This window comes from Pigmentiphaga litoralis (assembly GCF_014651835.1).
Taxonomy (GTDB): Bacteria; Pseudomonadota; Gammaproteobacteria; order Burkholderiales; family Burkholderiaceae_B; genus Pigmentiphaga; species Pigmentiphaga litoralis.
In genome coordinates this window covers 2,955,801-2,981,925 of the sequence record NZ_BMXQ01000001.1, presented here as the reverse complement: position 1 = coordinate 2,981,925, position 26,125 = coordinate 2,955,801, and the positions used below count along the sequence as shown (strand labels likewise).

General features: G+C 62.7%; 26 protein-coding genes. 9 read left to right on the top strand and 17 right to left on the bottom strand.

Annotation, left to right across the window (positions count from 1 at the left end; genetic code table 11):
- Positions 1-10 precede the first annotated feature (10 nt).
- Positions 11-1,378, top strand: coding sequence for an MFS transporter (locus tag IE116_RS13580; RefSeq protein ID WP_229828152.1), 1,368 nt, complete (start codon positions 11-13; stop codon positions 1,376-1,378).
- Here IE116_RS13580 and IE116_RS13575 read toward each other — a convergent pair.
- On the bottom strand, positions 1,361-2,242 hold the full coding sequence (locus tag IE116_RS13575; protein ID WP_189613237.1) for a LysR family transcriptional regulator: 882 nt from the start codon (positions 2,240-2,242) through the stop codon (positions 1,361-1,363). The genes IE116_RS13580 and IE116_RS13575 overlap by 18 nt on opposite strands.
- A 41-nt stretch (positions 2,243-2,283) precedes the next feature.
- On the opposite strand from IE116_RS13575, the gene ribB reads away from it, so the two are divergent.
- Together ribB and IE116_RS13565 are read left to right on the top strand one after the other, a co-directional pair.
- Positions 2,284-3,324 (top strand): 3,4-dihydroxy-2-butanone-4-phosphate synthase, encoded by a 1,041-nt coding sequence (gene ribB, locus IE116_RS13570; RefSeq protein ID WP_189613235.1) that lies wholly within the window; start codon positions 2,284-2,286, stop codon positions 3,322-3,324.
- On the top strand, positions 3,321-4,529 hold the full coding sequence (locus IE116_RS13565; RefSeq protein WP_229828151.1) for an MFS transporter: 1,209 nt from the start codon (positions 3,321-3,323) through the stop codon (positions 4,527-4,529). Before ribB ends, IE116_RS13565 begins: the two co-directional genes overlap by 4 nt.
- A 26-nt stretch (positions 4,530-4,555) precedes the next feature.
- On the opposite strand, the gene IE116_RS13560 is transcribed toward IE116_RS13565, so the two are convergent.
- The gene (locus tag IE116_RS13560) at positions 4,556-5,518 is read right to left on the bottom strand and encodes a GlxA family transcriptional regulator (RefSeq protein ID WP_189613233.1); all 963 of its coding nucleotides are present in this window, start codon (positions 5,516-5,518) and stop codon (positions 4,556-4,558) included.
- Between the two features lie 126 nt (positions 5,519-5,644).
- Here IE116_RS13560 and IE116_RS13555 point away from each other — a divergent pair, with 126 nt between their 5' ends.
- The gene (locus IE116_RS13555) at positions 5,645-6,508 is read left to right on the top strand and encodes an MBL fold metallo-hydrolase (protein WP_189613231.1); all 864 of its coding nucleotides are present in this window, start codon (positions 5,645-5,647) and stop codon (positions 6,506-6,508) included.
- Positions 6,509-6,515: 7 nt separating this feature from the next.
- On the opposite strand, the gene IE116_RS13550 is transcribed toward IE116_RS13555, so the two are convergent.
- From IE116_RS13550 to IE116_RS13515, 8 genes are all read right to left on the bottom strand, one after another.
- Positions 6,516-7,655, bottom strand: a complete 1,140-nt coding sequence (locus IE116_RS13550) for an MFS transporter (RefSeq protein ID WP_189613229.1) — start codon at positions 7,653-7,655, stop codon at positions 6,516-6,518.
- A 103-nt stretch (positions 7,656-7,758) separates the two neighbouring features.
- Positions 7,759-7,914, bottom strand: coding sequence for a cytochrome bd-I oxidase subunit CydX (gene cydX / locus IE116_RS13545; protein WP_189613227.1), 156 nt, complete (start codon positions 7,912-7,914; stop codon positions 7,759-7,761).
- A gap of 26 nt (positions 7,915-7,940) precedes the next feature.
- Positions 7,941-9,095: a cytochrome d ubiquinol oxidase subunit II gene (gene cydB, locus IE116_RS13540; RefSeq protein ID WP_189613226.1), complete on the bottom strand. Its 1,155-nt coding sequence runs from the start codon at positions 9,093-9,095 to the stop codon at positions 7,941-7,943.
- A 4-nt stretch (positions 9,096-9,099) separates the two neighbouring features.
- Positions 9,100-10,710 carry a cytochrome ubiquinol oxidase subunit I gene (locus IE116_RS13535; protein WP_189613224.1) on the bottom strand — a complete coding sequence of 537 codons (1,611 nt, stop codon included), beginning with the start codon at positions 10,708-10,710 and terminating at the stop codon, positions 9,100-9,102.
- A gap of 29 nt (positions 10,711-10,739) precedes the next feature.
- Positions 10,740-12,431 (bottom strand): amino acid ABC transporter ATP-binding/permease protein, encoded by a 1,692-nt coding sequence (locus IE116_RS13530; protein WP_189613222.1) that lies wholly within the window; start codon positions 12,429-12,431, stop codon positions 10,740-10,742.
- On the bottom strand, positions 12,428-14,071 hold the full coding sequence (gene cydD / locus IE116_RS13525) for a thiol reductant ABC exporter subunit CydD (protein WP_229828150.1): 1,644 nt from the start codon (positions 14,069-14,071) through the stop codon (positions 12,428-12,430). Before cydD ends, IE116_RS13530 begins: the two co-directional genes overlap by 4 nt.
- Positions 14,072-14,184: 113 nt before the next feature.
- The gene (locus IE116_RS13520; protein WP_189613218.1) at positions 14,185-14,739 is read right to left on the bottom strand and encodes a GbsR/MarR family transcriptional regulator; all 555 of its coding nucleotides are present in this window, start codon (positions 14,737-14,739) and stop codon (positions 14,185-14,187) included.
- A 136-nt stretch (positions 14,740-14,875) separates the two neighbouring features.
- Complete coding sequence (locus IE116_RS13515) at positions 14,876-16,006, bottom strand: hypothetical protein (RefSeq protein WP_189613216.1); 1,131 nt, start codon at positions 16,004-16,006, stop codon at positions 14,876-14,878.
- A gap of 222 nt (positions 16,007-16,228) precedes the next feature.
- Between IE116_RS13515 and IE116_RS13510 the strand changes: the two genes are divergently transcribed.
- Positions 16,229-16,507 carry a DUF3297 family protein gene (locus IE116_RS13510; RefSeq protein ID WP_189613213.1) on the top strand — a complete coding sequence of 93 codons (279 nt, stop codon included), beginning with the start codon at positions 16,229-16,231 and terminating at the stop codon, positions 16,505-16,507.
- Positions 16,508-16,543: 36 nt separating this feature from the next.
- Here the strand turns inward: IE116_RS13510 and IE116_RS13505 are convergent, their stop codons facing one another.
- The 7 genes from IE116_RS13505 to IE116_RS13475 all read right to left on the bottom strand — a co-directional run bounded on the left by IE116_RS13505 (position 16,544) and on the right by IE116_RS13475 (position 22,147).
- Complete coding sequence (locus IE116_RS13505; protein ID WP_189613212.1) at positions 16,544-17,335, bottom strand: SDR family oxidoreductase; 792 nt, start codon at positions 17,333-17,335, stop codon at positions 16,544-16,546.
- Positions 17,332-17,661, bottom strand: coding sequence for a nuclear transport factor 2 family protein (locus IE116_RS13500; protein WP_189613210.1), 330 nt, complete (start codon positions 17,659-17,661; stop codon positions 17,332-17,334). The genes IE116_RS13505 and IE116_RS13500 overlap by 4 nt, the downstream gene beginning before the upstream one ends.
- A gap of 153 nt (positions 17,662-17,814) precedes the next feature.
- Complete coding sequence (locus tag IE116_RS13495; RefSeq protein WP_189613208.1) at positions 17,815-18,579, bottom strand: GntR family transcriptional regulator; 765 nt, start codon at positions 18,577-18,579, stop codon at positions 17,815-17,817.
- 71 nt (positions 18,580-18,650) lie between these two features.
- A complete protein-coding gene (locus IE116_RS13490; RefSeq protein WP_189613206.1) occupies positions 18,651-19,700 on the bottom strand; it encodes a carbon-nitrogen hydrolase family protein in 1,050 nt (349 codons plus the stop codon).
- A complete protein-coding gene (locus tag IE116_RS13485; RefSeq protein ID WP_189613205.1) occupies positions 19,693-19,911 on the bottom strand; it encodes an alpha/beta hydrolase family protein in 219 nt (72 codons plus the stop codon). Before IE116_RS13485 ends, IE116_RS13490 begins: the two co-directional genes overlap by 8 nt.
- A gap of 78 nt (positions 19,912-19,989) precedes the next feature.
- The gene (locus IE116_RS13480) at positions 19,990-20,901 is read right to left on the bottom strand and encodes a fumarylacetoacetate hydrolase family protein (RefSeq protein WP_189613203.1); all 912 of its coding nucleotides are present in this window, start codon (positions 20,899-20,901) and stop codon (positions 19,990-19,992) included.
- 97 nt (positions 20,902-20,998) lie between these two features.
- Positions 20,999-22,147, bottom strand: a complete 1,149-nt coding sequence (locus IE116_RS13475) for a cupin domain-containing protein (protein WP_189613201.1) — start codon at positions 22,145-22,147, stop codon at positions 20,999-21,001.
- Positions 22,148-22,372: 225 nt separating this feature from the next.
- Between IE116_RS13475 and IE116_RS13470 the strand changes: the two genes are divergently transcribed.
- From IE116_RS13470 to IE116_RS13455, 4 genes are all read left to right on the top strand, one after another.
- Complete coding sequence (locus IE116_RS13470) at positions 22,373-23,278, top strand: LysR family transcriptional regulator (protein ID WP_189613199.1); 906 nt, start codon at positions 22,373-22,375, stop codon at positions 23,276-23,278.
- A 258-nt stretch (positions 23,279-23,536) separates the two neighbouring features.
- Positions 23,537-24,148 carry a glutathione S-transferase family protein gene (locus tag IE116_RS13465; RefSeq protein ID WP_189613197.1) on the top strand — a complete coding sequence of 204 codons (612 nt, stop codon included), beginning with the start codon at positions 23,537-23,539 and terminating at the stop codon, positions 24,146-24,148.
- A 103-nt stretch (positions 24,149-24,251) separates the two neighbouring features.
- A complete protein-coding gene (locus IE116_RS13460) occupies positions 24,252-25,169 on the top strand; it encodes a pyridoxamine 5'-phosphate oxidase family protein (RefSeq protein WP_229828149.1) in 918 nt (305 codons plus the stop codon).
- Positions 25,170-25,221: 52 nt separating this feature from the next.
- Positions 25,222-26,103 carry a LysR family transcriptional regulator gene (locus tag IE116_RS13455; protein WP_189613195.1) on the top strand — a complete coding sequence of 294 codons (882 nt, stop codon included), beginning with the start codon at positions 25,222-25,224 and terminating at the stop codon, positions 26,101-26,103.
- Positions 26,104-26,125 lie beyond the last annotated feature (22 nt).

The following is a 26,125-nucleotide window of genomic DNA, read 5'->3' as shown; positions in this document are numbered from 1 at the left end:
AGAGAATGCGATGGAGACAACCGTGGGCAATCGTATGCCGGTCGATCATCATGTCGACCCAGTGCATCTGGCATCAGGAGGCGCAAGCGCCGCCGACCGAAAACGTTCGCTGAAAGCTGCCGCCGTGGGAAACATCCTCGAATGGTATGACTGGACGATTTACAGCACATTTTCAATCTATCTGGCGGGCGCTTTCTTCTCGAAATCCGATCCGACCTCCGCTTTCCTGTCGACGTTAGCGATCTTTGCAGGCGGCTTCCTTGCCCGTCCAATCGGCGGCTATATCTTCGGTCGCATGGCAGACGGAAAAGGCCGCAAGCTGGCCCTGGTCACCACGATGATCATGTTGGCAATGACCAGTCTGGGAATTGCCTTGCTTCCGAGCTACGCCGAGATCGGGTCATGGGCGTCGTTGGCACTATTCCTGATGCGGATCCTGCAGGGCTTCGCGCACGGTGGCGAGTCTGGCGTGTCGTACGTGTACGTTGCGGAAATCGCGCCGCGTGAACGACGAGGCCTGTGGGCAAGCTCCGTGTACATCAGCGTCATCCTAGGGGTAATGCTCGCGACAGGTGTTGCCGCCGGGCTGAGCGCTCTCCTTACCAAGGAAGACATGGGCGAATGGGGTTGGCGCGTCGGCTTCGCACTTGGGGCGGTGCTGGGAATCTATGCGCTGTTCATGCGCCGCAAAGCCGTCGAGACAGAGGCATTCGTTGCGCTCAAGACCGAAGACAAGCTCAAGGCGGTCAGTCAGAAACTATCCATGCGGACGATTCTGAAATTCAGCCTGCTGGTAATTGCCCTGAACGCGGCGATGAATGTCTGGTACTACATCTGGGTGGCCTTCGCTCCGGCAATGGCGATCTCCGCATACAACATGGACCCGAAAGGTGCATATACCTCAAGCCTCATTGCACAGGCGATCGCACTGGTATTCATTCCCATCTTCGGGCATATGTCCGACCGGATCGGCCGTCGAAAAACCGTCATGACCTTCGCGCTCCTGGTTGGTGTGATGGCCATTCCCATTCAGATGATGTTGTCGGAGCAACCGTGGACCTTGCTGCTTGCTCAGGGTCTTGGTCTGGTGATCTGGTCGATCGGTGTGGGGCAGTATCCGGCCCTGATGGCGGAGCTTGTGCCAGCGCGCGTGCGGGGCGTGGGCGTGGGCGTGTTGACGTCGGTAGCCATTGGCCTGTTCGGCGGAACCGCGCCCTACCTCAACACTTGGTTACGGTCGATCAATGCAAGCTGGGCATTCCAGGCGTACATCATCGTGCTTGCAGTCATCGCTCTGGTTGCGGCTTTCAGCATGAAAGAAACCGCGGGCATGGACCTCAAGGAATCGACTGGGGCCGAGTCAGGAAAAGGTGCTTGATTGCTCGCACAGATCCACGATGTCCTCGACGAGGCGAGATGATGTCTGTTTGGTGAACACTGCCGTGAATGGCATCTCGAGCCCGGCGGGTTCAGTGCGGATCGGGGTCAGTTCCTTGCGATGCACGGCGTCTTCGAAGATGCCGTGAGGCAGCAGGCTGACTCCCACACCTGCAACGGTCAGCGACTTGACGGCCGCAAGGCTATTGCAGGAGGTTCCAAGGTGCTTCTTGGAAGTGCGGATGCCGAGCCAGGTGTTCGTTGCTTCTGTCGTATAGGAGTCGGTGCCTTGATAGACGATCGGCCAACGTCGCAGGTCACGTGCGGTCATGAGCTCATTCGTTGGATAGAGATCTGGACTGCACATCCATGAGAACAGGACAGTGCCGAGCGGACGAGCAACGAACGTCGTGTCGGTCGAAGGCCCCGCAATGATGGCGATGTCGAAATCACCTTTTTTCACTCCTGCGAGGAGTACCGGGTTCAGTCCGACTTCGAACTCCAGGATTACGTTCGGAAATTTCTTGCTCACCGCTCTTGTAAAGCTCGGAAGCCACGTCAGTGCAACCAGTTCGGCGACACCTATGCGTACGATGCCGCCGATCGCAGCGTTGGAGCCTAGCTGTTCTTTGATTTCGCGAAAGATGTGTGTCACCTGCTCCGCGTAGGCCACAAGCTGTCTCCCTTTGTTCGTCAGATGCACCTGGCGCTGTGATCTGTCGAACAGACTAATTCCCAGGTCGTCTTCCAGCTCCTGAATGCGTGCGGAAACAGTGGACTGGGTGACATGCAGTCGTTCGGCGGCCGCGGCAAAGCTCCCGAGTTGGACGATTGCAAGAAAGCTTTCGAGCTGTCGGTTATTCATTCCAGATCCCGGACATTCCGCTTTTATCTGTAGGGTACAAAATGAGATTTGCCAACGTTGCCGCAGCCATCTCGGTGTTTGCCCAGGGTGGTATGGTCGTTGTCACGGACGACGACGATAGGGAAAACGAAGGTGACCTTATCATGGGCGGTTGCTTCTGCACGCCAGAAAAAATGGCGTTCATTATTCACCACACCTCCGGCATTGTGTGCGCTCCGATGACACGCCGAAAGGCCAACATGCTGGATCTGCACCTGATGGTCGAAACCAATCAGGACTCTTTCCAAACAGCGTTTACGATTTCCGTGGATGCCAAGGCGGGCAACACGACCGGGATTTCTGCGCAGGACCGGTCCAACACCGTTGTCATGTTAGCCACCAGCTGTCGACCGGAAGACTTTGTACGACCGGGGCACGTCTTTCCCCTGCTAGCCAAGGATGGCGGCCTTTTTGAACGTCCAGGCCATACCGAAGCCGCTGTCGACTTGTGCAGAGTCAGCGGGGTGGCCGAGGTCGCGGTAATCGCCGAGTTGATGAACGTCGACGGGACTGTCATGCAGGGCACGCAGCTGGCGGACTTCGCAGCGACGCATCATCTGCCGAAGGTCTCGGTATCAGAACTGATTGCGTACCGTCTGGACACGGAACAGGTAGTTCAGCGGATATCGGAAGACCAGGTCAACACTCGTTATGGGCTGGCCAGGCGATATCGGTACGTCGACAGCTATGGAATGGACCACTACGATGTCATCAGTTTTGCAAGCGGCAGCCCGAAACGGCCAGTTCCTCTGCAGGTTTGCATCGACGGCCTTGCAGGAGACGCGTTTGATCTTGATGGTGTCCATGATGCGCTGCTGAAAAAGACGGCAGCCTCGGGCGGAGTGATCATTCGTCTCGATGCGCCAGCCATTTCCGCGCGGGGTGATGATCAGCAGACAGCCTCTGCACGTTGTCGAAAGCAGCAATGGCAACGCGGGGGACTGATCCAGAAGATCTCGCAACATCTTGGCGTTGCTGTCCAGGCTTGGCCAACCGTCGATGCGTCGACGCAGCGAGATTCAGCCATCGTGGGTCGCCGATGATGAACGTCCGCCGTTATCCGCTGGCCTTGATTGTCGCTGCTCAGTTGTGCGGTACGTCGTTGTGGTTCAGCCCGAACAGCGCCGCGGAAAGTCTGGCGACCGCATGGGCGTTGTCAGCCGCGCAACTGGGCCAGCTGACGGGGTCGACACAGCTGGGTTTCATAGTGGGCACGTTGCTACTCGCCACCAGCGGTGCAGCGGATCGCTATCCGGCGACCCGTCTGTTTACGACCGCCTGTCTTGTTGGGGCGATGCTGAACGCGGCTTTCGCGTTGCTCGCAACAAACTTTCAGCAAGGCATCGTGATCCGCTTCGCAGTCGGCGTCTGTCTCGCGGGCATATACCCGCTTGGCATGAAGATGGTGATTGGCTGGACACGCGAAAGAGCCGGCGCTGCGCTTGGCCTGCTGGTAGGCATGTTGACCCTTGGGTCAGCGTTGCCGCACGCAGTGCGTGCAGCAGGCGGTGGGCTGTCCTGGGAGGCGGTGATACTGACGTCCAGCGTGCTCGCTATCGTTGGCGGTAGCCTGGTCCGGTTCTTGGGCGACGGCCCGTATTTGCCACCCGTCACCGCAAAAAAGGCACAGTGGGGCGTCGCCTTGACTGCCTTCAAGGGGGCGGAATTTCGCGCCACCGCGTTGGCCTACTTCGGGCACATGTGGGAGCTGTACGCGTTCTGGACACTGGTGCCGTTCTTCGTAAAAGATCTGGTGTCAGTTGCGAATGCAGACGCCGACATGACGGCGATCTGGGTGTCAGCACTTTCCTTTGCGATCATCGGTATAGGCGCTCTAGGGAGCGTTCTGGGCGGCTGGCTGAGTCAACGGCGGGGTAGCGTTGCCGTAGCAGCGGCAGCGCTTGCGACCTCCGGTTTGATGTGCCTTGTGTACCCGTTCGTGCGGCCTTTCGGATTGGCGTTGTGCGTTCCGGTGTTGCTGTTGTGGGGGCTGACGGTGATCATGGACTCCGCCCAGTTTTCAGCACTGTCAGCCAAGGCCTGCCCGCCCGAACTGGTCGGGGGTGCGCTGGCCATCCAGAACAGCATCGGATTCCTCGTAACAGTGGCCTCCATCACTTGGGTCACGCGCGACTTCTCGGACAGTGGTGTTTACGTCGCCTGGTACCTGTTGCCCGGCCCCTTGCTTGGCCTTGTTTTTTTCATGCCCGTCATAATGCGTGCTCGCAAAGACCGTTTGAAGGCGTGATGCTCGACAGGTGGCCTCGCGCCCCCTTACGCTGCCCGCTCCCGAAACGCCCGCCGAAAGCCTGACGGCGACGTGCGCACCAGTTTCGCAAAGTGCTGACGCAATGACAGCGCGGTCCCAAACCCGACATCGGTTGCAATCTGCTCGATCGACAGGTCTGAAGCTTCCAGCAAGTGTTGAGCACGGGCCACCCGTTCAGCAGCCAGCCACTGAACAACCGTGCCGCCCGTAGCCTCTTTGAAGCGGCGCGTGAACGTGCGGCGGCTCATGCTGGCTTGGTCGGCCAGCGTATCCACCGACAACGTGTCAGACAGGTGTGCACGCGCCCATTCAAGAACGCCCGGCAGCCGGCTTTCGCTGGGCCGCTCGGGCACGGGGCGCTCAATGTACTGCGCCTGCCCGCCTTGACGATGCGGTGGTGTCACCAGCAGGCGTGCCACCTGGTTGGCCACGTCCGTGCCGTGGCGTTGGCGGATCAGGTTCAGGCAGCAGTCGATGGCGGCGACTGTTCCGGCCGATGTCACGACCTGGTCGTCGTCCACATACAGCACGTCCGGATGGAACTCCGCCTGCGGAAAGCGCTGCATGAACAGGTCCCGACAGGCCCAATGCGTGGTGGCCCTGCGGCCATCGAGCAGGCCGGCGTCACCCAGGACGAAGGCGCCCAGGCACAGGCCTACGATTTGTGCGCCGCGGGCATGCGCGGCCTTCAGCGCCCGGGTCAATGCCGCAGGTGCAGCCGTTTCAGGATGATCCCAGGCAGGAACGATAACGATATCGGCGGATGCCATGGCGCGCAGGCCCTTGGGCACGTCGATCGTCATGCCTTGGTCGCAACGGATGGGGCCTCGCTTGGGGGCGCAAAAACTGACCTCGTAGGACGGCAGGTCGCTTAACGCCGACGTGGCTCCAAACACCATGCCAGGCACCGATAGATGGAAAAGGCTGGCGCCTTCGAAGACGACGACGGCCACTCGAACAGCATGCATTGCGCGCCTGGATATCAGAAGTGAGATTGGCCCGATTATATCGTTCGCTGTCATTCAGGCCAATGGCAGCAAGGCGCGTCAGCACGCAGAATGGGTACCTGACAAACCTATTGCGCAAGGCACTCCATGAAGCCCAGTTACCTTCTTTTTTCCGTCGCACTGTTGACGGGCGTCTTTTCGTTGCCGGTACAGGCTGCAGAGCCAGCGACGCAACAGGTCGCGTTCCAGCAGATCCGCAACGCCACCATCAAGCTGAACTACGCGGGCACCACCTTCCTGATCGACCCGATGCTGGCGAAGCGTGGCGCCTATCCGGGCTTTGCCGGTAGCTATCGCAGCGAGCTTCGCAACCCGCTGGTCGAATTGCCCATGCCTGTTGCCGACGTCATCAAGGCCGATGCTGTCATCGTCACCCACACCCATCTGGACCACTGGGATGACGCCGCAAAGCAGGCCTTGCCCAAAACCGTGCCCCTGATCGCGCAGGACGACACCGACGCACAGGCGATCCGCAAGGACGGCTTCAAGGACGTTCGTGTGTTGCGTGACGCGGTCGACATCAACGGCACCCGCATCACTCGCACAGAAGGACAGCACGGAAGCGCCGAGGCGATCCGCGCCGTGCCCATGCTCAACCCTGTCATGGGCCTTGTGTTCCAACGTCCTGGGTACAAGACGGTGTATGTGGCGGGCGACACGATCTGGAACGGCCAGGTCGAAGCTGCGATCAAGCAATTCCAGCCCGATGTCATCATCTTGAACACCGGCTACGCACGTATCCAGGGTCTCGACGGCTCCATCATCATGGGCAAGGCCGATCTGCAGCGGGCGTATGAGTTGGCACCCAAGGCCAAGATCATCGGCAGTCACATGGATGCCGTGAACCATGGCATGCAGACCCGGGCAGAGCTGCGTGCTTTCATTCATGCGACCGGCATGGACTTTTCGCGGGTGCTGGTGCCGGAAGACGGTCAAACCTACCAGTTCTGATGTGCGGTCAAGCGCCGGCGGTTCTTGCGGTCGGCCGCCACCAGGCGCCAACGGCCATCACGGCTGCGGCGGCGAGCAGTGCCGCCGTGACGCCGGCCTGGTCCCGCAGCACACCATATGCCGGCGCGCCCACGGCTTGCCCAAGCGCCATGACAAGAAAGGGGATGCCAAGTCCGATGTCGGGTCGGTCTGGATACAGCGATATGCCCCACAGCAGAAACGCGCCTGTCGAAACGATATAGGCAGCGCCGAACAGGCCCATGGCGCCGTATGCCAGTGCAGGCGGAAGTCCCGCCTGCATGAATGCGCACAGGGCCAGGACCATGGCCAGAAGCGCCATGCGGTGTACGGCCGCGACGCCAAAGCGGTCGGTCAACACGCCGGTGACCGCGCCCAGGGTTGCGGCCGCGCCAAGGGCGATCCAGGCATAGGCGACGTGTTGGTGGGTGAACTGGAAGCTTTGCTGCAAGAGGTCGGCGCCGAAGGTCCACACGGAGGTGCTCGCTGCGCCCATCAAAAACGCACTGGTGCACAGGCCCGCCCAGCCGGGACGCCGCAGGGATGCGAGGGTAACTGAATTGGCGGTTGCTGAGCGGGACGCAAACGGGATGGCGAAGAACGCCCATGCTGTTACTGCGACGCCGATGCCCGCGAAGAGTACATACAGCGTGCGCCAACCGCCGTCGAAGATGACAACAAACAATCCTGACAGGGCAATGCCGCCCGCGGTGCCTGCGTTGATGAACCCATTCGATCTTGAGCGCGCCGGCGCATGGATGTGATGCGACACTGCGGCGGCAAGGGGTGGAGAGGTCAGCCCTGTCCCGAGGCCGGCCAGCGCAATAGCTGTTCCGAGCACCCACGGCGACGACGCAATGGACACCAGAATTATCCCTGCCGTCGCCGTCGCCCCCGCCAACGCAGCAACACCGCGCTCTCCAAGTCGGGCCAGGGTCATGAAGGCGATGACCACGCCGACGCAATACGCCGCAAAGGAGCTTCCGCCAATCCAGCCTGCGCTGGATGCGGTCAGGGCAAGGTCGGGACGTATGTCGGGCAGCAACAAGCCATACGCGAACCGGCCAAGGCCGTAGGTCAGCGCAGTAAGCGCAAAGCCCGCGCCGACCAGGTTGATGTCACGCTTCATTGAGGAGCTGGAACATGGATCGTCGGGCACCTATTCTGCAATTCAAGTTCCTGCTGGCCAAGAGCGTCCCAGCTGGATGGCCACTCATCGTAGCGCATTAGGTTCAGGCGCCGGCCTTGCCTTGTCTTCCGACCATGCCCGTTGACGTGTGCGCCTGTAACGCGGCTGCCCGATCATCCATCAGCTCATACCACATGGCATTGAGCACCGCGAAAGTCGCCGCAAGCGGCAATCCTAAAATCCAAGCGAAGTACCACATCGTCATTCTCCAATGAAAGGTCGAGTTCAATAGGCGTGGCCGCGGCCGTCCTGGATGTCGCTGGCGCTGACCTTGCCCCACAGCACGCGGTAGACCCAGGTGGTGTACGCAACGATCAGTGGCAGAAAGATGCAGGTGCTGATCAGCATGATGAACAGCGTCAGGTGACTGGACGAGGCGTCCCACACCGTCAGGCTTGCCGAAGGTTGAATGGAGGAGGGCAGGATGAACGGAAACATTGACGCTCCGACGCTCAACACGATCCCGGCAATCGACACGCTGCTGACCAGCAGCGTGACGCGTTCCCACGTCAAGCACAGACCCAGCGCGGCCAGCAGGGCGCCGGCCAAGCCCGCGATGGGCGCAGCCATGGTCCAGGGGTGGGCCAGGTAGTTGCCGAACCAGGCGCCCGCTTGCGGCAGGGCGGTCTTGAAAAGCGGATTCGACGGTCCGTCGGTCAATACCGCGCTGGTGACGCGATAACCGTCGATGCCGGCCCACAGCGCCACGCCGGCTATCGCGTACAAGACCAGGACGGCCAGTGCGGCAACGATGCCGTAGCGTCTGGCCCGGGCAGCCACGGCGCCTTCGGTCTTCAGCACCAGCCAAGCCGCGCCGTGCATCAGCATCATGGCCAGCGAGACCAATCCGCAGAGCAAGGCAAACGGGTTCAGCAGATCGAAGAAGCTGCCGTCGTAAAAGATGCGCATGTCGGGCGTGAGCCGGAAGGGCACGCCCTGCAGCACGTTGCCCATCGCCACGCCAAAGACGACGGCCGGCACGATGCCGCCAAGCACCAGACTCCAGTCCCATGCCGACCGCCATCGGCGCGATTCATGTTTGCTGCGGAACTTGAACGCCACGGGGCGGACGATCAAGGCGAGCAGGATGGCGAACATCGCAAAGTAGAAGCCGGAGAACGACACGGCATACAACTGCGGCCAGGCTGCGAAGATCGCACCGCCCCCCAGGATCAGCCAGACCTGATTGCCTTCCCATATGGGTCCGACGCTATTGATGACCACGCGTCGTTCAAGGTCGGTACGGCCGACTGCCGTCAGCAGCGCACCGGTCCCAAGGTCGAAGCCATCGGTCACCGCAAAGCCGACCAGCAGCGCGCCCAGCAGCGCCCACCAGATGACACGCAAGGTGTCGTAGTCCATCAGTTGGTACAAGATCACAATGTCATTCCTCAGAGATCATCGGTGCGGTGCGCAGCCCGCCGCCATGGCCAAGAATGGGAACGGCCGTGCCGGTCGACTTTTCGTGTTCGTGCTCCGGCCCCTTGCGGATGGCCTTGAGCATCAGCTTCGTTTCAATGACGAGAAGGACGGTGTAGAGCGCGGCAAAACCGATCAGTGTGGTCAACACCGTCTGGACCCCCAGGTTGGATACCGCCACCGCCGTGGGCAGGACGCCTTCGATGCTCCAGGGCTGGCGGCCGAGCTCGGCCACGATCCAGCCGCATTCGGCCGCTACCCAGGGAAGCGGGATGGCGGCCACGGCCACTTTCAGCAGCCAGGGATGGGCGTCCAGACGGCGCCGGGCAGACAGCACGAAGAAGGTGGCGGTCAGGACGATGAAGAACATGCCGAGGACGACCATCACGCGAAACGACCAGAACAAGGGCGCCACTTGCGGAACGGTGTCCCAGGCTGCCTGGTCGATCTGCGCGTCGGTGGCATGGCGAGGGTCGTCAACGTATCGCTTGAGCAGCAGCGCATAGCCGAGCAGATGACCATCGGCTTCGAAGCGTTCGGCAAGGGGCGGTGAAATGGCGGTGGCACTGCCCTCTGCGCGAATGTGTTCCAGAGCGTCGTACGCACGAATGCCTTGTCGTATGCGCACCTTGGCCAGATCCACCAGTTCATGGATGCCAGGGATTTCAGTCGTGAGCGACCGGGTACCGATCAGCCCCATGACCCACGGAATGTGGATGGCGTAGTGGGTGTCGCGTGCGCCCTGGTCTGGGAGGCCGAACAGGGTGAATGCGGCGGGCGCCGGCTCGGTGTGCCACATGGCTTCGACCGCGGCCAGCTTCATTTTCTGGTGTTCGGTCGACAGGTATCCGCTTTCATCGCCCAACACCACGACAGACAGCGACGCAGCCAGTCCAAACGACGCCGCGACCGTCATGGACCGTTTTGCCAGCTCGCCATGACGGCCTTTGAGCAGGTACCAGGCTGACACGCCCAGCACGAAGATCGACGCCACGACATACCCGGCGGACACCGTGTGCACGAACTTGGCTTGGGCGACCGGGTTGAAAATCACCGCCGCAAAGTCATGGATTTCCATGCGCATCGTTTGCGGGTTGAACGTCGCACCGACCGGATTCTGCATCCATCCGTTGGCGATCAGGATCCACAAGGCGGAAAAATTGGTGGCGATCGCCACCAGCCACGTCACTGCCAGGTGCGACACCTTGGACAGCCGGTCCCATCCGAAAAAGAAGAGGCCAACGAAGGTGGCTTCCATGAAGAAAGCCATGAGGCCTTCCAGGGCCAGCGGCGCGCCGAAGATATCGCCGACGTAATGGCTGTAGTAGCTCCAGTTCATGCCGAACTGGAACTCCATCACGATGCCGGTCGCCACGCCCATGGCGAAGTTGATGCCGAACAGCGTGCCCCAGAATTTGGTCATCTGCCGCCAGATCGGTCGGCCGCTCATCACATACACCGTCTCCATGATCGCAACCAGCACCGACAGGCCAAGTGTCAGGGGTACGAACAGAAAGTGGTAAAGCGCCGTCATCGCAAACTGCAGGCGGGATAGCCCTACGATATCGAGTTCCATGGAAGTCCTTGCTCTAACGAGTCAACAGGTCAATCTGGACGCAGCGCTGACAGCGCTGCGTCGAATTCGGGGGTGCCTCGGCGGACATCGTGTTCCACTGCGCCGGCGCGCATCATCAGCAGGCGGTCCGCCAAGGCGGCTTCACGTCGAAGGTGGGTCGCGATGACGACGGTGCGGGAGCCTGCGCGCCGGGCCAGCACATCCAGGACGTCTCGTGCGGTAGATGCATCCAAAGCTTCGGTCGGCTCGTCCAGCAGCCAGACGGGGCTGTCATGCAGCAGCAAACGGGCAAGCGCCAGCCGCCGGGACTGCCCACCCGACAGGCCAAGCCCGCCTTCACCAAGCAAGGTGTCCAACCCCTGGCCACATTCCGCAATGTCATGGGCCAGCCCTGCATCATTGAGTGCGTTCCAGAGTCGCGTGTCCTCCGCAGTGGGGTCTGCCAGGCGCAGGTTGTCCCTCAGGGTGTCCTGGAACAGTTCGGTGCGTTGGGTGAACCACGTGGTGGGCAGTCCTGCTGCGTCGCCTTGGCTTGGCGTCACGTCGCCTGCCAGCAGCGACAGCAAGGTGGATTTGCCGGCGCCACTTGGCCCGATGACGGAAACACGTTCGCCTGCGGTGATCGATACCGTGACGCCATCGAGCGCTGCGGCGTGCTCTTGCGAATACCTGACAGACGCATCGACCAGGCGGCATGCGACCCCTTTGGCCGGTGTCGGGCGGGCACGCACGCAATCGCCTTCTGCGTTCAACCGAGGCGCGATGCGCCGGGCGGCCAGCCATGTGCGTCCTGCTTCCAGGGCGCCGCGCCGCAGTGCGCTGAAGGGTTCGATCGACGACTGGGCCACAAGCACGGCCAGCGCCACCATGGGCACGGTCGCGATACCCGTGGCGGCTAGTTCCGCTGCGGCAAGCAGCACGGCAGCCACGAATATGGCACCTGCTACGCCTTGGGCCCACGCCGCCATGACATCGAGTCGGTTCAGCGCAAGGTCGGCGCGTGCAAGCTGCCGGTCGCTCTCGCGCAATCGCGAGGTCTGGGCGTCCAGTTGCCCGGCCATGACCCATTCTGTCTGGCCCGCGACCAGGTCTATGGTGCGGGAGCGCACACGTTCCACCGCCTTGGCACGGCGCACCGCATGGGGCCACCCCCGGCGCATCACGACCACGGATCCGCCCAGGCCGACCGCGCACAGCACGACGAACGCGGCCACGCCCAGCCACGCATCCAGGCCGGCAAGCAAGAGGCCCGCAAGCACGGCCGCGCCGACGGCAGCGGCGCAGGGCGCAGCCAGGCGAAGGTAGACGGACTCGAGCGCGTCCAGGTCAGCCGTCAACCGGAACAGCCATCGCGACGGACGAGCAGCAAGTTCGCGGGCAGCCTCGGGCTGCGCCCAGCCCACGAACAGCCGTTCACGCAGTTGCGCCAGGACGCCCAGCGTGGCGTCGTGTGTGACCACACGTTCGGCGTACCGGGACACGGTTCGCCCGAGCGCAAGCAGGCGTATCGTTGCCGACGGCATGAACACCTCGAACCCGATGGCCGATGCCACCGACAAGCCGGCGATCGCCGTTGCCGTAATGAACCACCCGGACACGCCAAGCAAGGCGATTCCCGTGGCGACCGTTACTGCTGTCAGTACGATGCCGAGCAGAAGCGAACGGGGGGCTGCCCGCAGAAAGAAGCGCCCGATGGTCGCCAGGTCAGTGCGCGGGGTCATGCGAGTGCCTCGGCATCGATGTCGACGATCCGGTCCATGCATTGCGCCAGCCTGGGGTCGTGCGTGGCCACCACCAGCGTGCGGCCCGCGGCCATCTGCTGCAAGGCCGCAATCACCCGCCGCGCGGTGTCGTTGTCGAGATGGGCAGTCGGTTCGTCGACCAACAGAATGTCGGCGCCTGGCCTTGCTGCCACGCGTGCCATGGCCAGCCGGATGACTTCACCCCCCGACAGCCCAAGACCCCCTTCACCGAGGCTGCGGGATCCGCCGTGGGGCAGCGCGTCAGTCAGGCCGACCGCCTGCAAGGCCTGTTCGACGTGGGCGCGCGAGACATCAGGATGCCCCAGCGAAACGTTGGTAGCGACGGACCCGGCAAAGACATGCGGCTTCTGGCCCATCCACGCCATGCGCTGCCGCAACGTGGCGGCCGTCTGGTCGTTGAGTACTGCACCCCCGATGTTGACGGTACCGCTTTGCGCCTTGATCAGACCGGCCATCAGGGACAGGAGCAGCGTCTTGCCGCTGCCACTCGATCCCCACAAGGCGACATGCTGTCCTGCTTCGATATCGAGGTCGGCAAAGTGCAGCGCTGATGCCCCGCCGTGTCGGTCGGCACGCAGGCCGTGCAAGGCGATCAAAGGTGCCGACGACGCGACAGCACCGCTGGCTGATGGAACCGTGTCGAGGACAGACGTCCCAGCGTCAGGCGGGCCTACCAGGCCCTTGCCCGCGTCGATCAACTGGGCAATTGCATCACGGGCCGCCTCGCCGGCAGCGCGGTCGTGCCAGGCTGCCGACAGGTCTCGCAGGGGTTCGAAAAACGCAGGCGCCAGAAGCAGGATGAACAGACCTTCCGCGAGCGTCAGTGTGTCGCCCCACGCACCGAACGTCAGCTCGCCAAGCAGATGAAAGCCGATGTAGACAGCGGTAAGGGCGATACCCAAGGCAGCAAACAGCTCGAGCACGGCCGACGATAGAAACGCGATCCGCAGGACATGCATGGTGCGTGCCCTGAGCGATTCAGCGTGGTCGCGCAGCCGCTGCGCCGTCATCGGCACCGCACGCAGTGCACGCAGGGTGGTCAGTCCCCGCAACCTGTCCAGGAGCAGGGCATTCATGCGGCCCAGCTCGACCAGTTGTGCTTCGCTTGCTGCCTTGGCGCGCCAGCCGATAAGGGCCATGAAAATCGGTACCAGCGGCGCCGCTGCCATCAAGATCAAGGCTGCCGTCCATGACAGCACTCCCACGGCCGCCACAATGACCGGCGGCACCAGCATCACGCGCCACCGGGCCGGTGCATAGCGGGTCAGCCACGGAACAAGGGTCTCCGCCTGTTCACCGATCACGCTGGCTGCCAGGCCGGATGCCGGACGCGAGATGTCCAGGGGGGACCGCGCTGCAAGGGCACCAGCTGCCTGGGCTCGCAGCGCAGAAACGCAAGCACGGGCATCCCGGTACAGCCGGCGGGCGGCCCAGGCGTCCAACGAGGACCGCAGCGCACCCAGACAGAAAAACCCCAGCGCGTGCAGCGCGACGGCCTGGGCGCCGCCGCCGAGCGCCACGGTGTGGACAGCCGCCGCGATCAGGCCGGCCTGAGGGATCCATACCAGGGCTGCCAGCGCCGATATGACGCTGCCCACATTGCGTGTTGAAAGCCCTGGATTTTCCATATTTCAGTAATTGGTGAAAATTAAAAGCGAAGGGAAGGCGCAAAAGATGCGCCGTTGCGGCATGCCGCGTTTTCTGGAAAGCCTTAGCGCGGTTTCTTTCTGAGCGGGGCGGTGGCTCGATCCTTGACTGCCAGCAGCTTCTGCACCTTGCGGCCCAGGCTCATCAGTTGCAGCAACGATTCCGGAGACAGGTCCTGCAGTTCTTCAAACCAGTTGTTGGACATCTCGGCCAGTTCATACATCTCGCGCATGCGCTCCAGCGCATAACGATCGGCCGCGTTGGCCCCCGGTTCCAGCAGCGACTGCCGCAGCATGGTCAGGGTCGGCTCGACTTCCCGACGGCGCCGTTCGGCCGCGACCGCCTTGAAGATGTCCCATACGCTACCAAGCGTGCTGTAGTACTCGCGACGATCGCCGGGCGTGCGTGTCAATCGAACCAGTTGCCAGGCTTCCAGTTCCTTGATGCTGATGCTGGTATTGGATCGGGATATGCCCAGCGTTTCGCCGATCTCGTCGGCGTTCAAGGGTTGCGGCGAGACAAACAGCAATGCGTACACCTGACCGACGGTACGGTTGATGCCCCACCTACTGCCCATTTCGCCAAAGTGCGCAACGAATGATTCGACGACCGGTGACATATCTTTCCAGATTTCAATATTTTATGAATATTAGCAGGAATGTTCATGACGGTGCTGGCTTAGCGCTATGCACCAGTCCCCATGACGTCATGCTTGCAGACAGACGACTGCTGGGTGGTTGGGTCGCCGACGGGTTTCAGTAGGAGAACGGCCCGGACCCTGCTGGGGCGCTCGGAGCGGCCAAAGCAAAGGCGCAATCGAAATACTTTTCGGCCTCGCTCCATGGCGCGTTTTCGTGCCATAACATCAGGAAGGCACGGCTGGCGTCCACTACGCTGGGACTGGACTGCAGGGTTTGCAGACCCAACGCGTCAAACGTGTCTTCATGGTCGTGCAACGTGCCCACCTGGCCGGCGTAGCTGTAGAACTGGCTGATCTTGCCAGGCTGTGCAAATCGCGGCATAGCGTCGCAGGACGCGCCGCTTTCCGGCTCGCGGCCCGCGTGGGCCTGCGAGAAACTGTCCTGCAGCATGTGCAGCAGCGCCCCGACGGCGACCTTGTCCAGATCCTTTCGCACTTCGATGATGCCGGTCGCAAACAGGTTCGTTGCCGTCATGTCACCCGGAAAATAGCCATCGAGCTGGCCTACACCAACGTCTCGGACGAAGTCCGTGACCGGAACGGTCTTGACTGCGATGCCCCAAAGGAATTCAGCCCACATCTTCATTCGCCGCTGTGTCGCAGCGGCCACCTCGCCGTCATGCGCAGCCATGGAATGGAAGAATTGAAGGTCACCGAAATGCGAGCGGTACAGCAAGTAATCGCCAGGACCGAAAGCAGGCTCGCCTGGCCGGCTTGCCGTGCGCGCTTTGGCAGTCCGCTCGGCATCCGTGAATAGCGCCTTCCAGCACTTCGGCTGCGCCGTCGAGCGCAAGGTAACTCTTGGATTGCAATCCGCGATGCGAGGAGGCGATGCGCGGTTCAGCGCAAACGGCGGATCGTCGGGCCAGCGCACGCCATAGAGCAATATCTGATTGTCACGGATGGCGGTTTCCGTCAGGCACTGCGACTCCGATCCTGGCTGCGCCACGCAATCAAGGGCATTCAGGGTAATTGCTTCGTGAACCGGACTTTTGATCATGGGAAGCGCGTTGCCAACGATCCATTGTCCAATCCCATCAACCAGCCGGTTGCCGCCCAAGCCCGTAAGCTTGCGGTCCACGTCGCTGAGACGGGGTAGAACCTGAAATGCTTGCGCGGCTGATGGCAGCAGCGCGATGGCAAACCACACGACAACTAGGCAGCACTTCAGTCCGGCATTCTTCATGAACAGGATCCTTCGGTCGCTTCGTAATGCCCGCACATGCAACGCAGGGGCGGAACGAAACCCATCGTAATCGAAAGGGCGAGTGGTGGCCTTTTCGATGTGCGCGCTGCTCATTGAATCCCACGTAAGGCTTGGATGAAGGGGACGATCCCTCGCCAGTCACACACTTTCCCGCCAGCCGGTAAACTGGCGCTCGCTTCTTTCTGCATCGATATAAGTGACATGACCGACACCAACGACACCAACGACATCACCGCCAACAGCGACACGCTTCCCCCTTTGCCCGACCACCTTTCGATCGACCCACGCAGCCCGCACCATGTGGCCGCTGCGTTCGAGCGCGACATCGGCATCCGTTTCAACGACGTTGAACGGACCGACGTCGAGGAATACTGCATCAGCGAACGCTGGATCCGCGTGCGATCCGCCAAGGCCAAGGACCGCAGGGGCCAGCCGCTGCTGATCAAGCTCAAGGGCAAGGTCGAGGCCTTTTACCGCTGATTGCGGGGCGGTCGGGTGGGTCATATGCTGCCGCGTCTACACCGTGGGCACCGTACCGCCGTCGATCACGTGTTCCGATCCCGAGATGGCCGCGGCCCTGGGCGACACCAGAAACACGATCAAGTCCGCCACTTCCTGCGGCGTGGCCGGTCGGCCCAACGGAATCCCGCCCAACGATTGCATGACGATCTGCTTGCCGCCGTCATAGTCGGTGCCGGCCTGGTGCGCCAGGCGCTTGACCAGCGCCTCGGCGGCCTCGGTCTCGATCCAACCGGGCGACACGCGCACCACCCGCACGCCCTTGGGGGTGACTTCTTTGGACAGGGCCTTGCTGTAGGTCGACAGCGCAGCCTTGGCAGCGGCATAGGCGGTGGTCGATTCGGGCAGGGGCAACACACGCTGGATGGAACTGACATGCACGATCACGCCCGATCCTTGCGCCAGCATGGCGGGCAACAGCGCGCGGTCCAGGCGCACGGCCGGCATCAGGTTCTGATTCAGCTCGTCGAACCACCTTGCATCGTCCAGTGCCGCAAAGCCCCCGCCCGGGGCGCTTGATCCGCCCAGCGTGTTGACCAGGATGTCGATGCCGCTCCAACGATCGAGCACGGCCTGGGCGACGTTTGCCGCCCCTTCTGCGGTCGACAGGTCAGCGGCGACGAAGCAGGCGCCGCCGTCAGTCATTACGGCCGTGTCGGGCACCGAGCGTGCCGCCGCCATCACTTGCACACCGGCATCCAGCAAGGCCTGAACGACCGCCGCGCCAACGCCCTTGGTGCCTCCCGTGACCAATGCACGCCGGCCGCGCAATTGAAGCTCGAAGGTCATGGCGTGATCTCCAGCGACGCGATCAAGCCGCCTTCCAGGCGAAAGCGATAGTGAAGATCAACCGGGCTGCCGGGAAAGTTGCCGGCGACCCGGCTGCGAACGATGTGCTGTCCGTCCTGCTGCGTGATCGTCAGCGGTTCATTGGTGTAGGTGTACTTAGTGGACGCGTCCGCTTTCCATGCCTTGATGGCATCGCGGCCGGTATGGGTATGACCTTCGTCTTTCACCACCGCGCGTGCGGTAAAGCAGCGGGCCACCGCGTCGGCGTTATGGATGTCGGCGGTGAAGTAGGAAGCGATGGGTTCCGGGAAGTGCAGGGTGTCCATGGTGGCGACTCCGTGTGTAAGAGTCATCAGGATGCGCGCTGGCAGCCATGTAGTGAATCACCTGGAATCTGCATGAACCATGAAGGGATTCATGCATAATGCGCCGCGCCGAAAAAACATCGGACCGACCCGTCTGTCAGCACGCGCACCCGATCACGCCACGGGTCGCTCCGCATTGAGCGCCAGCACCTTCTTTACAGCGCGTCCGGTCTCGCGATAGTGCCGAGCCAGCAAGCCTGCAGCCTGGTTGGCATCACGCGCCACCGCGGCGTCGACCAGTTGCCGGTGTTCAAGCGCCACGTCGCGCTCGCGGCTCCAGTATTTGCCATCCTGCAGGCTGGGGCGGCGATACCTTTCCGTTTGCGCATACAGCTTGGCCGACAGTTCAAGCAGCCACTTGGACCCACAGGCTGCCAGCAGGCTGCGGTGGAAGGCGTAGTGGCACTCTTCCAGTTGTTCGTCGGCGGGGGAGGTGGGGTCGGGCGCCTGCTCGGCGTGCTGTTCGGTCGCGGTCACAAGCGCGCGGAATGCATCCATCAACGTCGCTTCCCACACATCGTCGCCCCGGGCGAGGGAACGGCGAAGCGCTTCACATTCGATCACGATGCGCGTCTCGATCGCGTCCCACATCTCTTCTTCGGAAAAGGGGGCGACACGAAACCCCCGAGACGTTGTCGAGACCACCAGCTGCTCGCTTTGCAGCCGGTTGAGCGCTTCGCGCAGCGGCGAAAAGCTGATGCCATAGCGGGCCTTCAGCGATTCCAGGCGCAGCGGCTGGCCGGCGGGAAGCGCGCCGGCGATGATGTCCCGGCGCATGGCGCGATGGGCCTGCTCGGCCAGGGTGATGGCTTCGTAATCGGCCTCGAGCGTCGAGGCTTGCGGCGCGCCGGCCTTGACCAGCCTGATTCGCGGCTTCATGCCGTTCCCCTTGCGTGAGACGTCGGTGGAGGTGGGCGCATCGGTGTCACGCGGTAGCCAAAGACGCAATTTTACTGAATGTTCCGGCCATCTCGGGATGGGTCGTTGCGGCCGGCCGCGTCCGGGCTGCTGTTCAAGTCGGTTTCTGGCTCGTCGATGTCGTCGTCGAACCTGGCGGCCTGCAGCGACCGCCGGTTCACCTTCAGATCGAAGATGTCGAAGCGGTTGTAGTGGCCGGTGATGTCATGCATCTGCCGTGGCTGGATGCAGCGTGCCAGGTCGATGTCGGCATAGACGATCCCTTCCACGTCGATCAGCGGCTCGCCCAGTATGCGCCCATCGGGCCCGAGCACGCCCGAAAAGGCGCTGTTCGATCGGGTCAGCAGCGCGCGTGCATCCGGAAAGTCGGCTTCAAGTGCCGCAATGATCTCTTCGGAAATGGTCGAGCACGACACCACGGTGAACAACTTGCCTTCAAAGCTGTGCGCCGCGGCCCGCACCTTGATGGCGTCCGCCATGTCGTAGTCGGGCGGTGCGACCGGCAATGAAATGTAGCTGGCCACATGCACCAGTTCGCCTTGTGCGATCAACGCAAAGCGCGCCAGGGTGTTGGTGTTCTCGCCGCAGGCCAGTGATCCCAATGGGCCGACTGACGTCTTGTGGACGCGCAATGCCGACGCGTCGCCGGGCGTCCAGGTCAGCTTTTCGGCCCAGGTGGGCACCAGCTTGCGGTGCCTGCCCAGAATGCGTCCATCGTCGCCGATGGTGACAAGCGTGTTGTAGATCGTGCCGATGCCATAGCGACTGCGTTCGTTGACTCCGACCACCACATTGATCCGGAAGCGCTTGGCGGCATCAGCGATTTTGGTGATCTCGGGGCCGGGAATCTCGATCGATGCGCGCACCAGTTTCTCGAACCACCGGCTGCCCTGCAGCGGGGTGCCGATCCAGTTCCAGTAGGGGTAGCCCGCCACGAACACTTCGGGAAACGCCACCAGCTGCGCGCCATTGCCCGCGGCTTCGGCGATCAGGCGGACCACCTTGTCGACGGTGGCATCGGTATCCAGAAAGACGGGGGCGGTCTGTACGGCCGCGGCCTTGAACACGGGAAGGTCAAGCATCGTTGGCATCCTTGATTTGCATGGCGTCGAGAACGGCCTGGACAAGCGCTCCCTTGGGATCGCAGAGGGTTCGTGCAACGTCGAAATGGTTGTAGCCGGGCATGGCGATGAGACGGCCAGCATGGCCCGCCGCTTTCCAGCGTCTGAAATAGGCCTGCGTCTGGCTTTGGAAGGCGTCGGTCTCGATACCACCGACCGAGGCAAGCAGCACCGACTGGCTGCGTGCCGGAATGTGCTCGATGGGGGACAGCGCAGTCAGGTCAGTGGGTCGCAGATTCAGCCAGGTCCGTCAGACGGCGACGATAGGATTGCGCAGGGTGCCGATCTTTTCGACGGTCGCCTCGACCACATCGCCGGGCCACATCCATTCCTGTGGACTGCGGCCCGCGCCCACGCCTTCGGGCGTGCCGGTCGCGATGATGTCGCCCGGCTCGAGCGTGATCGCCGCGCTGATGTCCGAGATCAGGAAGTCGACCTTGAACAGCATGTGGCGCGTGTTCGAATCCTGCTTGGTCACGCCATTCACTTTCAGGCTGAGGTCGAGCACCTGCGGATCGGGAATCTCGTCGGCCGTCACGATGACCGGACCGAACGGCGCAAAGGTGTCCTGGCCCTTGGAATAGATCCACTGGCCGGCGCGGCGGTTGTCACGCGCGCTGATGTCGTTCATGACGCTATAGCCAAACACATACTTCAAGGCGTCCGCCGTGCTGACGCGCTTGGCTCGCGTGCCGATGATCGCGGCCAGCTCGACTTCCCAATCCAGCTGCTGGGTGAGGGCGCGATTGTGTTCGATCGCGTCATCCGGACCGATCACCGACGTGGGCGGCTTCGAGAAGATCACCGGTTGCTTGGGCAGTTCCTTGGACGTATCGAGCGCGCGGCTCGACTCGGCCACGTGCTCCACATAGTTCAGGCCGATGCCGAACACGTTCTTGCGTGGCCGCGGGATCGGCGCCAGCAACTTGACGTTGACCACCGGCTGCGCCACGCCGACCGGCCAGTTGCCTTCGTACGCCGCCAGCAGTTCGGTGGTCGACCGCACGGCGCCAGGGCCAAGGTCAATGAAGTCGAGCATGTCCGAAGGCAAGGGCTGGCCCGCGTGGACCCCCAATGCCTCCAGGTCGATGACATCGTCATTTACAAGGGCGCCTAGCCGCGCGGCGGCGCTGACATGGGCGCGATAGGTCACGAGACGCATGAACTTCTCCAGCTGAGGCCGCGCGCTGGCGGCCGGATGCGATGAAAGAAAATCGGAAGAAACAAACGCCACACATCCGCCGAACGGACGCGCAGGATCAGGTCCGCAGACCGGGTACCGGAGCGTGGACGGGCTGATGTCCGCCGTTGTCGGCCAGCGACTCTTCGAAATAGAGCGCCAGCTTTTCCATGACGGGCAGATCGTTGAAGCAGAACAGGCATGCATCATCGCTGCCGCTGTCGTTGGCATGTTCGTGCCATGCCCACGACGGCACGCAGAAAATGTCCCGCTCCTGCCAGTCGAAGCGCTGCCCATTGATGATCGAATGCCCCTTGCCCTTCGCCACCTGGTACAGGAAGCTGCCCGTGTGCCGGTGCGCCTTGCCCACAAAGCCCGGCCGCAACAGTTGCATGCTCGCGCCCATGGTGGCCATGACATGTCCGCCCGTCACCGGGTTCGTGTAGTGCATCAACGCACCGTCGTACGGGTTGTCTTCACGTGCCTGCGCGTAGCGGCGCAGCGCTTCGTAAGTCGGTTCCCACTGGTACTTGAAAAGGGGCGAATACGGCTTGGTCCAGCCGGCATCGTGCGGACGCAGGCTGGCCGCGCCCCACACATTCGTTGAGTCGTCGACCGGATGACCCACGGCCTGATGCAGGTCCGGATGCACCGCATAGAAGCCGGCTTCCAGCGCATTGACCAGCGGAATGTCGAGGCCGTCCTGCCAGATGCAGGGCAGGCCATCGGCTTCGACACCATGCTCATGCCAGGTGCCATTGGGCGTCAGCACGAAGTCGTTCGCGCCCAGTGTCATCTTGTGGCCATCGACGATCGTGTACGCGCCCTTGCCTTCCATGATGAAACGCAGCGCCGATGACGAATGCCGGTGGGCCGATGCCACTTCGCCCGGATGCATGACCTGCAGGCCCGAATACAGCCAGCCCACCGCCGCGGCCTGCTCGTGCCGCCCGGGGTTGTTCAGATAGATGACGCGGCGCCCCGCCTTCTCGGGCGTGACCAACGACACCGATCGCAAGACATGGTCACGCAGGTCGCGATAGCGCCAGAGCACGGGCAGGGATTCGGACTTGGGTTCCCACGGTTCGATCTTGTTCGCCACGGTCCACAGGGCCCCGACCTGAAGGGCGTCGAGCTGCTTGTAGAACGACAGCAGTTCGGGCGTGTCTTCGACATCTGCGCGACCGGCGACCTGCTCGCGATACTGATCGTGGGATCTGTTGTCCATGCTCACCTCGTCATCGATGGCCGGAGTATTTCATAAAATATTGGCCGGATAAGCTGGTGGTTACCCTTGATACGAGAGCGTTTCTGCTCGTTATGGTGCGTCGCAATGTCTTGAATGTCGAAAGTTTTATAAAATTTCGTCCACTGAGCTTTGCTTTGGCCACATGGGTATCTATGTAGCAGGTCGCTTAGAATCTCTGTCAGGTCATGAAGAAGGCAACACACAATGCGCGGATCCGAATTTGCCGAACTGAAGGCGTTTGCCGCGGTGGTCGAGCGCGCAAGTTTTGCCCGTGCTGCCGAATTCCTTGGCGTGTCTCCGTCTGCCTTGAGCCAGACGATTCGCCTGCTGGAAGCCCGGCTGGGCACGCGGCTGCTGAACCGCACCACGCGCAGCGTGGCGCCGACCGCACCCGGCGCGCAGTTGTACGACCGCGTCGCACCGCTGTTTCGCGACATGGACGACGCCGTCGCCGAAGTCACCGCCGCCGCCGGCCAGACCCGCGGCACGCTGCGCATCAACACTTTGGGCATGGCGGCACGGCAGGTCATCGCGCCGCGCCTCGGCCGGTTCCATTGCGCCCACCCGGACATCACCCTGGATATCGTGGTGGACGACAGCCTGAGCGACCTCGTGGCCGGCCGCTTCGACGCCGGCATCCGGGTCGGTGGCCGCGTCGAAAAAGACATGATCGCCGTGCGCCTGACGCCCGACGTCAAGATGATCGCCGTTGCCTCGCCCGGCTACCTCGCGCGCCGCGGCGTGCCGCAGGCACCGGCCGACCTGCATGACCACGCGTGCATCAACTGGCGGCTGGGCGTCGACGGCCGCGCCTACCGCTGGGAATTCACCCGGCGCGGCAAGCAGCTTGAGATCGCGGCAGACGGCCCGCTGGTCACCAACGATTCATCCCTCGGCGTCGCCGCGGCCGTGCAGGGTTTGGGTATTGCCTATGCGTTCGATCGGCAGCAGGTTGATGCGCACGTGGCGGATGGGGAACTGGTGCAGGTGCTTGTCGACTGGTCGGTCGTCAGGCCGGGATTGTTCTTGTACCACCCCAGCCGCCGGCATGTGCCGGGGGCGTTGCGGGCGTTTATTGAGTGTTTGGTGGATAGCGATATAGGCGTGTAGCTCGCGCATACCCGGTGTGAGGCCCGCTAGACTTGCGCGGCTTGGAACTGCCGGATTTCTTCCCTCCAATCTAGGGCGCCCCAGCATTCGAATTCCGTAGGTGTCTTCCACGAAGAAACGATAAAGCCAAGAAACCCTGAATCATTCCGATAAGTGGAATTAACAGATCCAGATAAAGCGGATTCTATCCATGCGCCGACTTGAGTATCGTCTGGGTCATGGAACGGGGCCTCTCCCGATCCCCTTCGGAGACGACCCATGAAGCTCTATCACTTTCCTCTGTCCGGCCATGCGCATCGCGCCGTCCTGTTCGCTTCGCTGATCGACATCCCTCACGAACTGATCGAAGTCGACCTGGCGGCGGGCGCGCACAAGCGGCCTGGCTTCCTGGCTCTCAATCCTTTTGGCCAGGTACCCGTGCTGGACGACGATGGTGTCGTCATTGCGGATTCCAATGCCATCCTGGTCTACCTCGCGAAGAAGGCGGGGCGCACGGACTGGTTGCCCGACGACGCGCGGGGTGCTGCCGCGGTGCAGCGCTGGTTGTCGGTCGCGGCGGGCGAGGTCGCGTATGGCCCGGCGGCGGCCCGGCTGATCACGGTGTTCGGTGCCAAGTTCCATGCGGACGAAGTCATTGCCCGCGCCCACGCCATCCTGGCAAAGATCGAGCAGCACCTGGCTGATCACGAATGGCTCGCAGGAGACGGTCCAACGATCGCCGACGTGGCGATCTACAGCTATATCGCGCAGGCCCCGGAAGGCAATGTGGACCTGTCGGGCTATCCAGCCGTCAATGCGTTGCTGCGCCGGGTCGAGGGCCTGCCAGGCTTTGTGCCATTCAAGAAGACGCCGATCGGCCTGGCGGCGTGAACATGGCGGCCTGAGTAATCACGCCTGAGCAATCAAGCCTGAGCTCTGATGCCCGCCCCGCGCCGCCTGACCCCGGCGCTTGCTGCTCCTTTCAAGGATGTTGATGATGACAACTACCCTGTCCACGCTGCCGACCTGGCACGCAGGTGAAATAGCCCTTCAGGAACAGCTGGGGGTTGCGGACCGCATGGCGGCGATCGGGCCGCGGATCGTGCGTGACCACATGCCTGACCAGCATCGCGAGTTCTATGCGCAATTGCCATTCGTCGTGGCGGGCAGTGTCGATGGGCAGGGCGACGCCTGGGCCACGATGCTCGCGGGCAAGCCAGGGTTCATGTCGTCACCGGACGCCACGACGCTGGACATTGCGGCGCATGCGGACAGCAACGATCCGGCGCAGGCAGGCCTGCACGCTGGCGAGCCGGTCGGCCTGCTGGGCATCGAGATGCACACGCGCCGTCGCAATCGCATGAACGGTGTCGTCGAGCCCGCTGTGAACGGCCTGCGGGTGCAGGTCGATCAGAGCTTTGGCAACTGCCCGCGGTACATCCAGGTGCGCGATGTGGCTCTGGTGCGAGATCCGGTGCAGCCCTTCACTGGACCGGTTGAGGAACTCAACGTGTTGGATGAAGCGGCCGCCTTCATGATCCGCGCCGCCGACACCTTCTTCGTGGCGTCGTACGCCGACGTGGCGTCGCGTCGTCAGGTCGATGTGTCGCATCGTGGTGGCAAGCCCGGCTTTGTGCGTGTCGACGATAGCGGGCTGCTGACCATTCCGGATTTCAGCGGCAACCAGTTTTTCTCGACGCTCGGCAACCTCGTGATGAACGGGAGGGCGGGTTTGCTGTTCGTCGATTTTGCGACCGGTGACATCGTGCAGATGACAGGGTATGCCAGGGTGGTCCTGGATTCGCCCGACATGGCCACGTTCGAAGGCGCGGAACGGCTGTGGACCTTCCGCCCAAGGCGCATCGTGCGCCGGCCCGGGGCGCTTGCGCTGCGCAGCAGGGGCGCTGGGTGATTGCGGACCCTTGCGCGTAACATGCCGGAAACCGATTGAACGGGATGGCAGAGTGGATCGTTGGCAGTCAATGCGGATCTTCGTGAAGGTCGCGGAAACAGAAAGCTTTTCCGAGGCCGCGCGTCAGTTGCATATGAGCCCGCCGGCGGTCACGCGGGCCGTGGCGGCGCTTGAAGACGCCATCGGCGCGCGGCTGCTGGTGCGCACGACACGCTCGGTCAAGATGACGGAGTCCGGCCACCAATACCTGGACGACTGCCGCCGCATCCTGGCGCAGATCACCGAGGCCGAAGCGTCTGCCGCAGGTTCCTACGCCACGCCTTCTGGCACCTTGACCATCACTGCAGCGGCGCTGTTCGGACACATGCACGTCCTGCCTGTCGTCCACGAATTCCTGCGCGCGCATCCGTCCGTCAATGCCCGAACGCTGTTCGTGGATCGGCCGGTCAACCTGGTGGAAGAGGGCGTCGACGTGGCCGTGCGCATCGGGAACCTGCCGGACTCGGGCTACACGGCGATCCGGGTCGGCACGGTCAGGCGCGTCGTGTGCGGCGCGCCGTCGTACTTCAAGGCCCATGGCACGCCTTCGGTGCCGGCCGACCTGCGAGCGCATCGCATCGCCGCGTCTACCGGTGCGTGGGTGTCACTGGAATGGCGCTTTGCCGGCGACCACAAAGTCACGGTGCAGACCTGGTTGCAGTCGAACACCAACGAAGCCGTCATCGCCACCGCGATCGCGGGGATGGCCCTTGCACGGGTGCCGGAATACCAGATCGCGTCGGCATTGCAGGACGGCCGCCTGGCGATCGTGCTGGCCGACCACGAAGAGCCGCCGCTGCCCATTCATGTGGTGTATCCCGCCGGGCGGCATGCGCCGGCCAAGGTCAGGGCGTTCGTGGATCTGGCGGCAAAGCGGCTGTCGAATCGGGATTAGCCGACCACCGCCTTGCATCGCG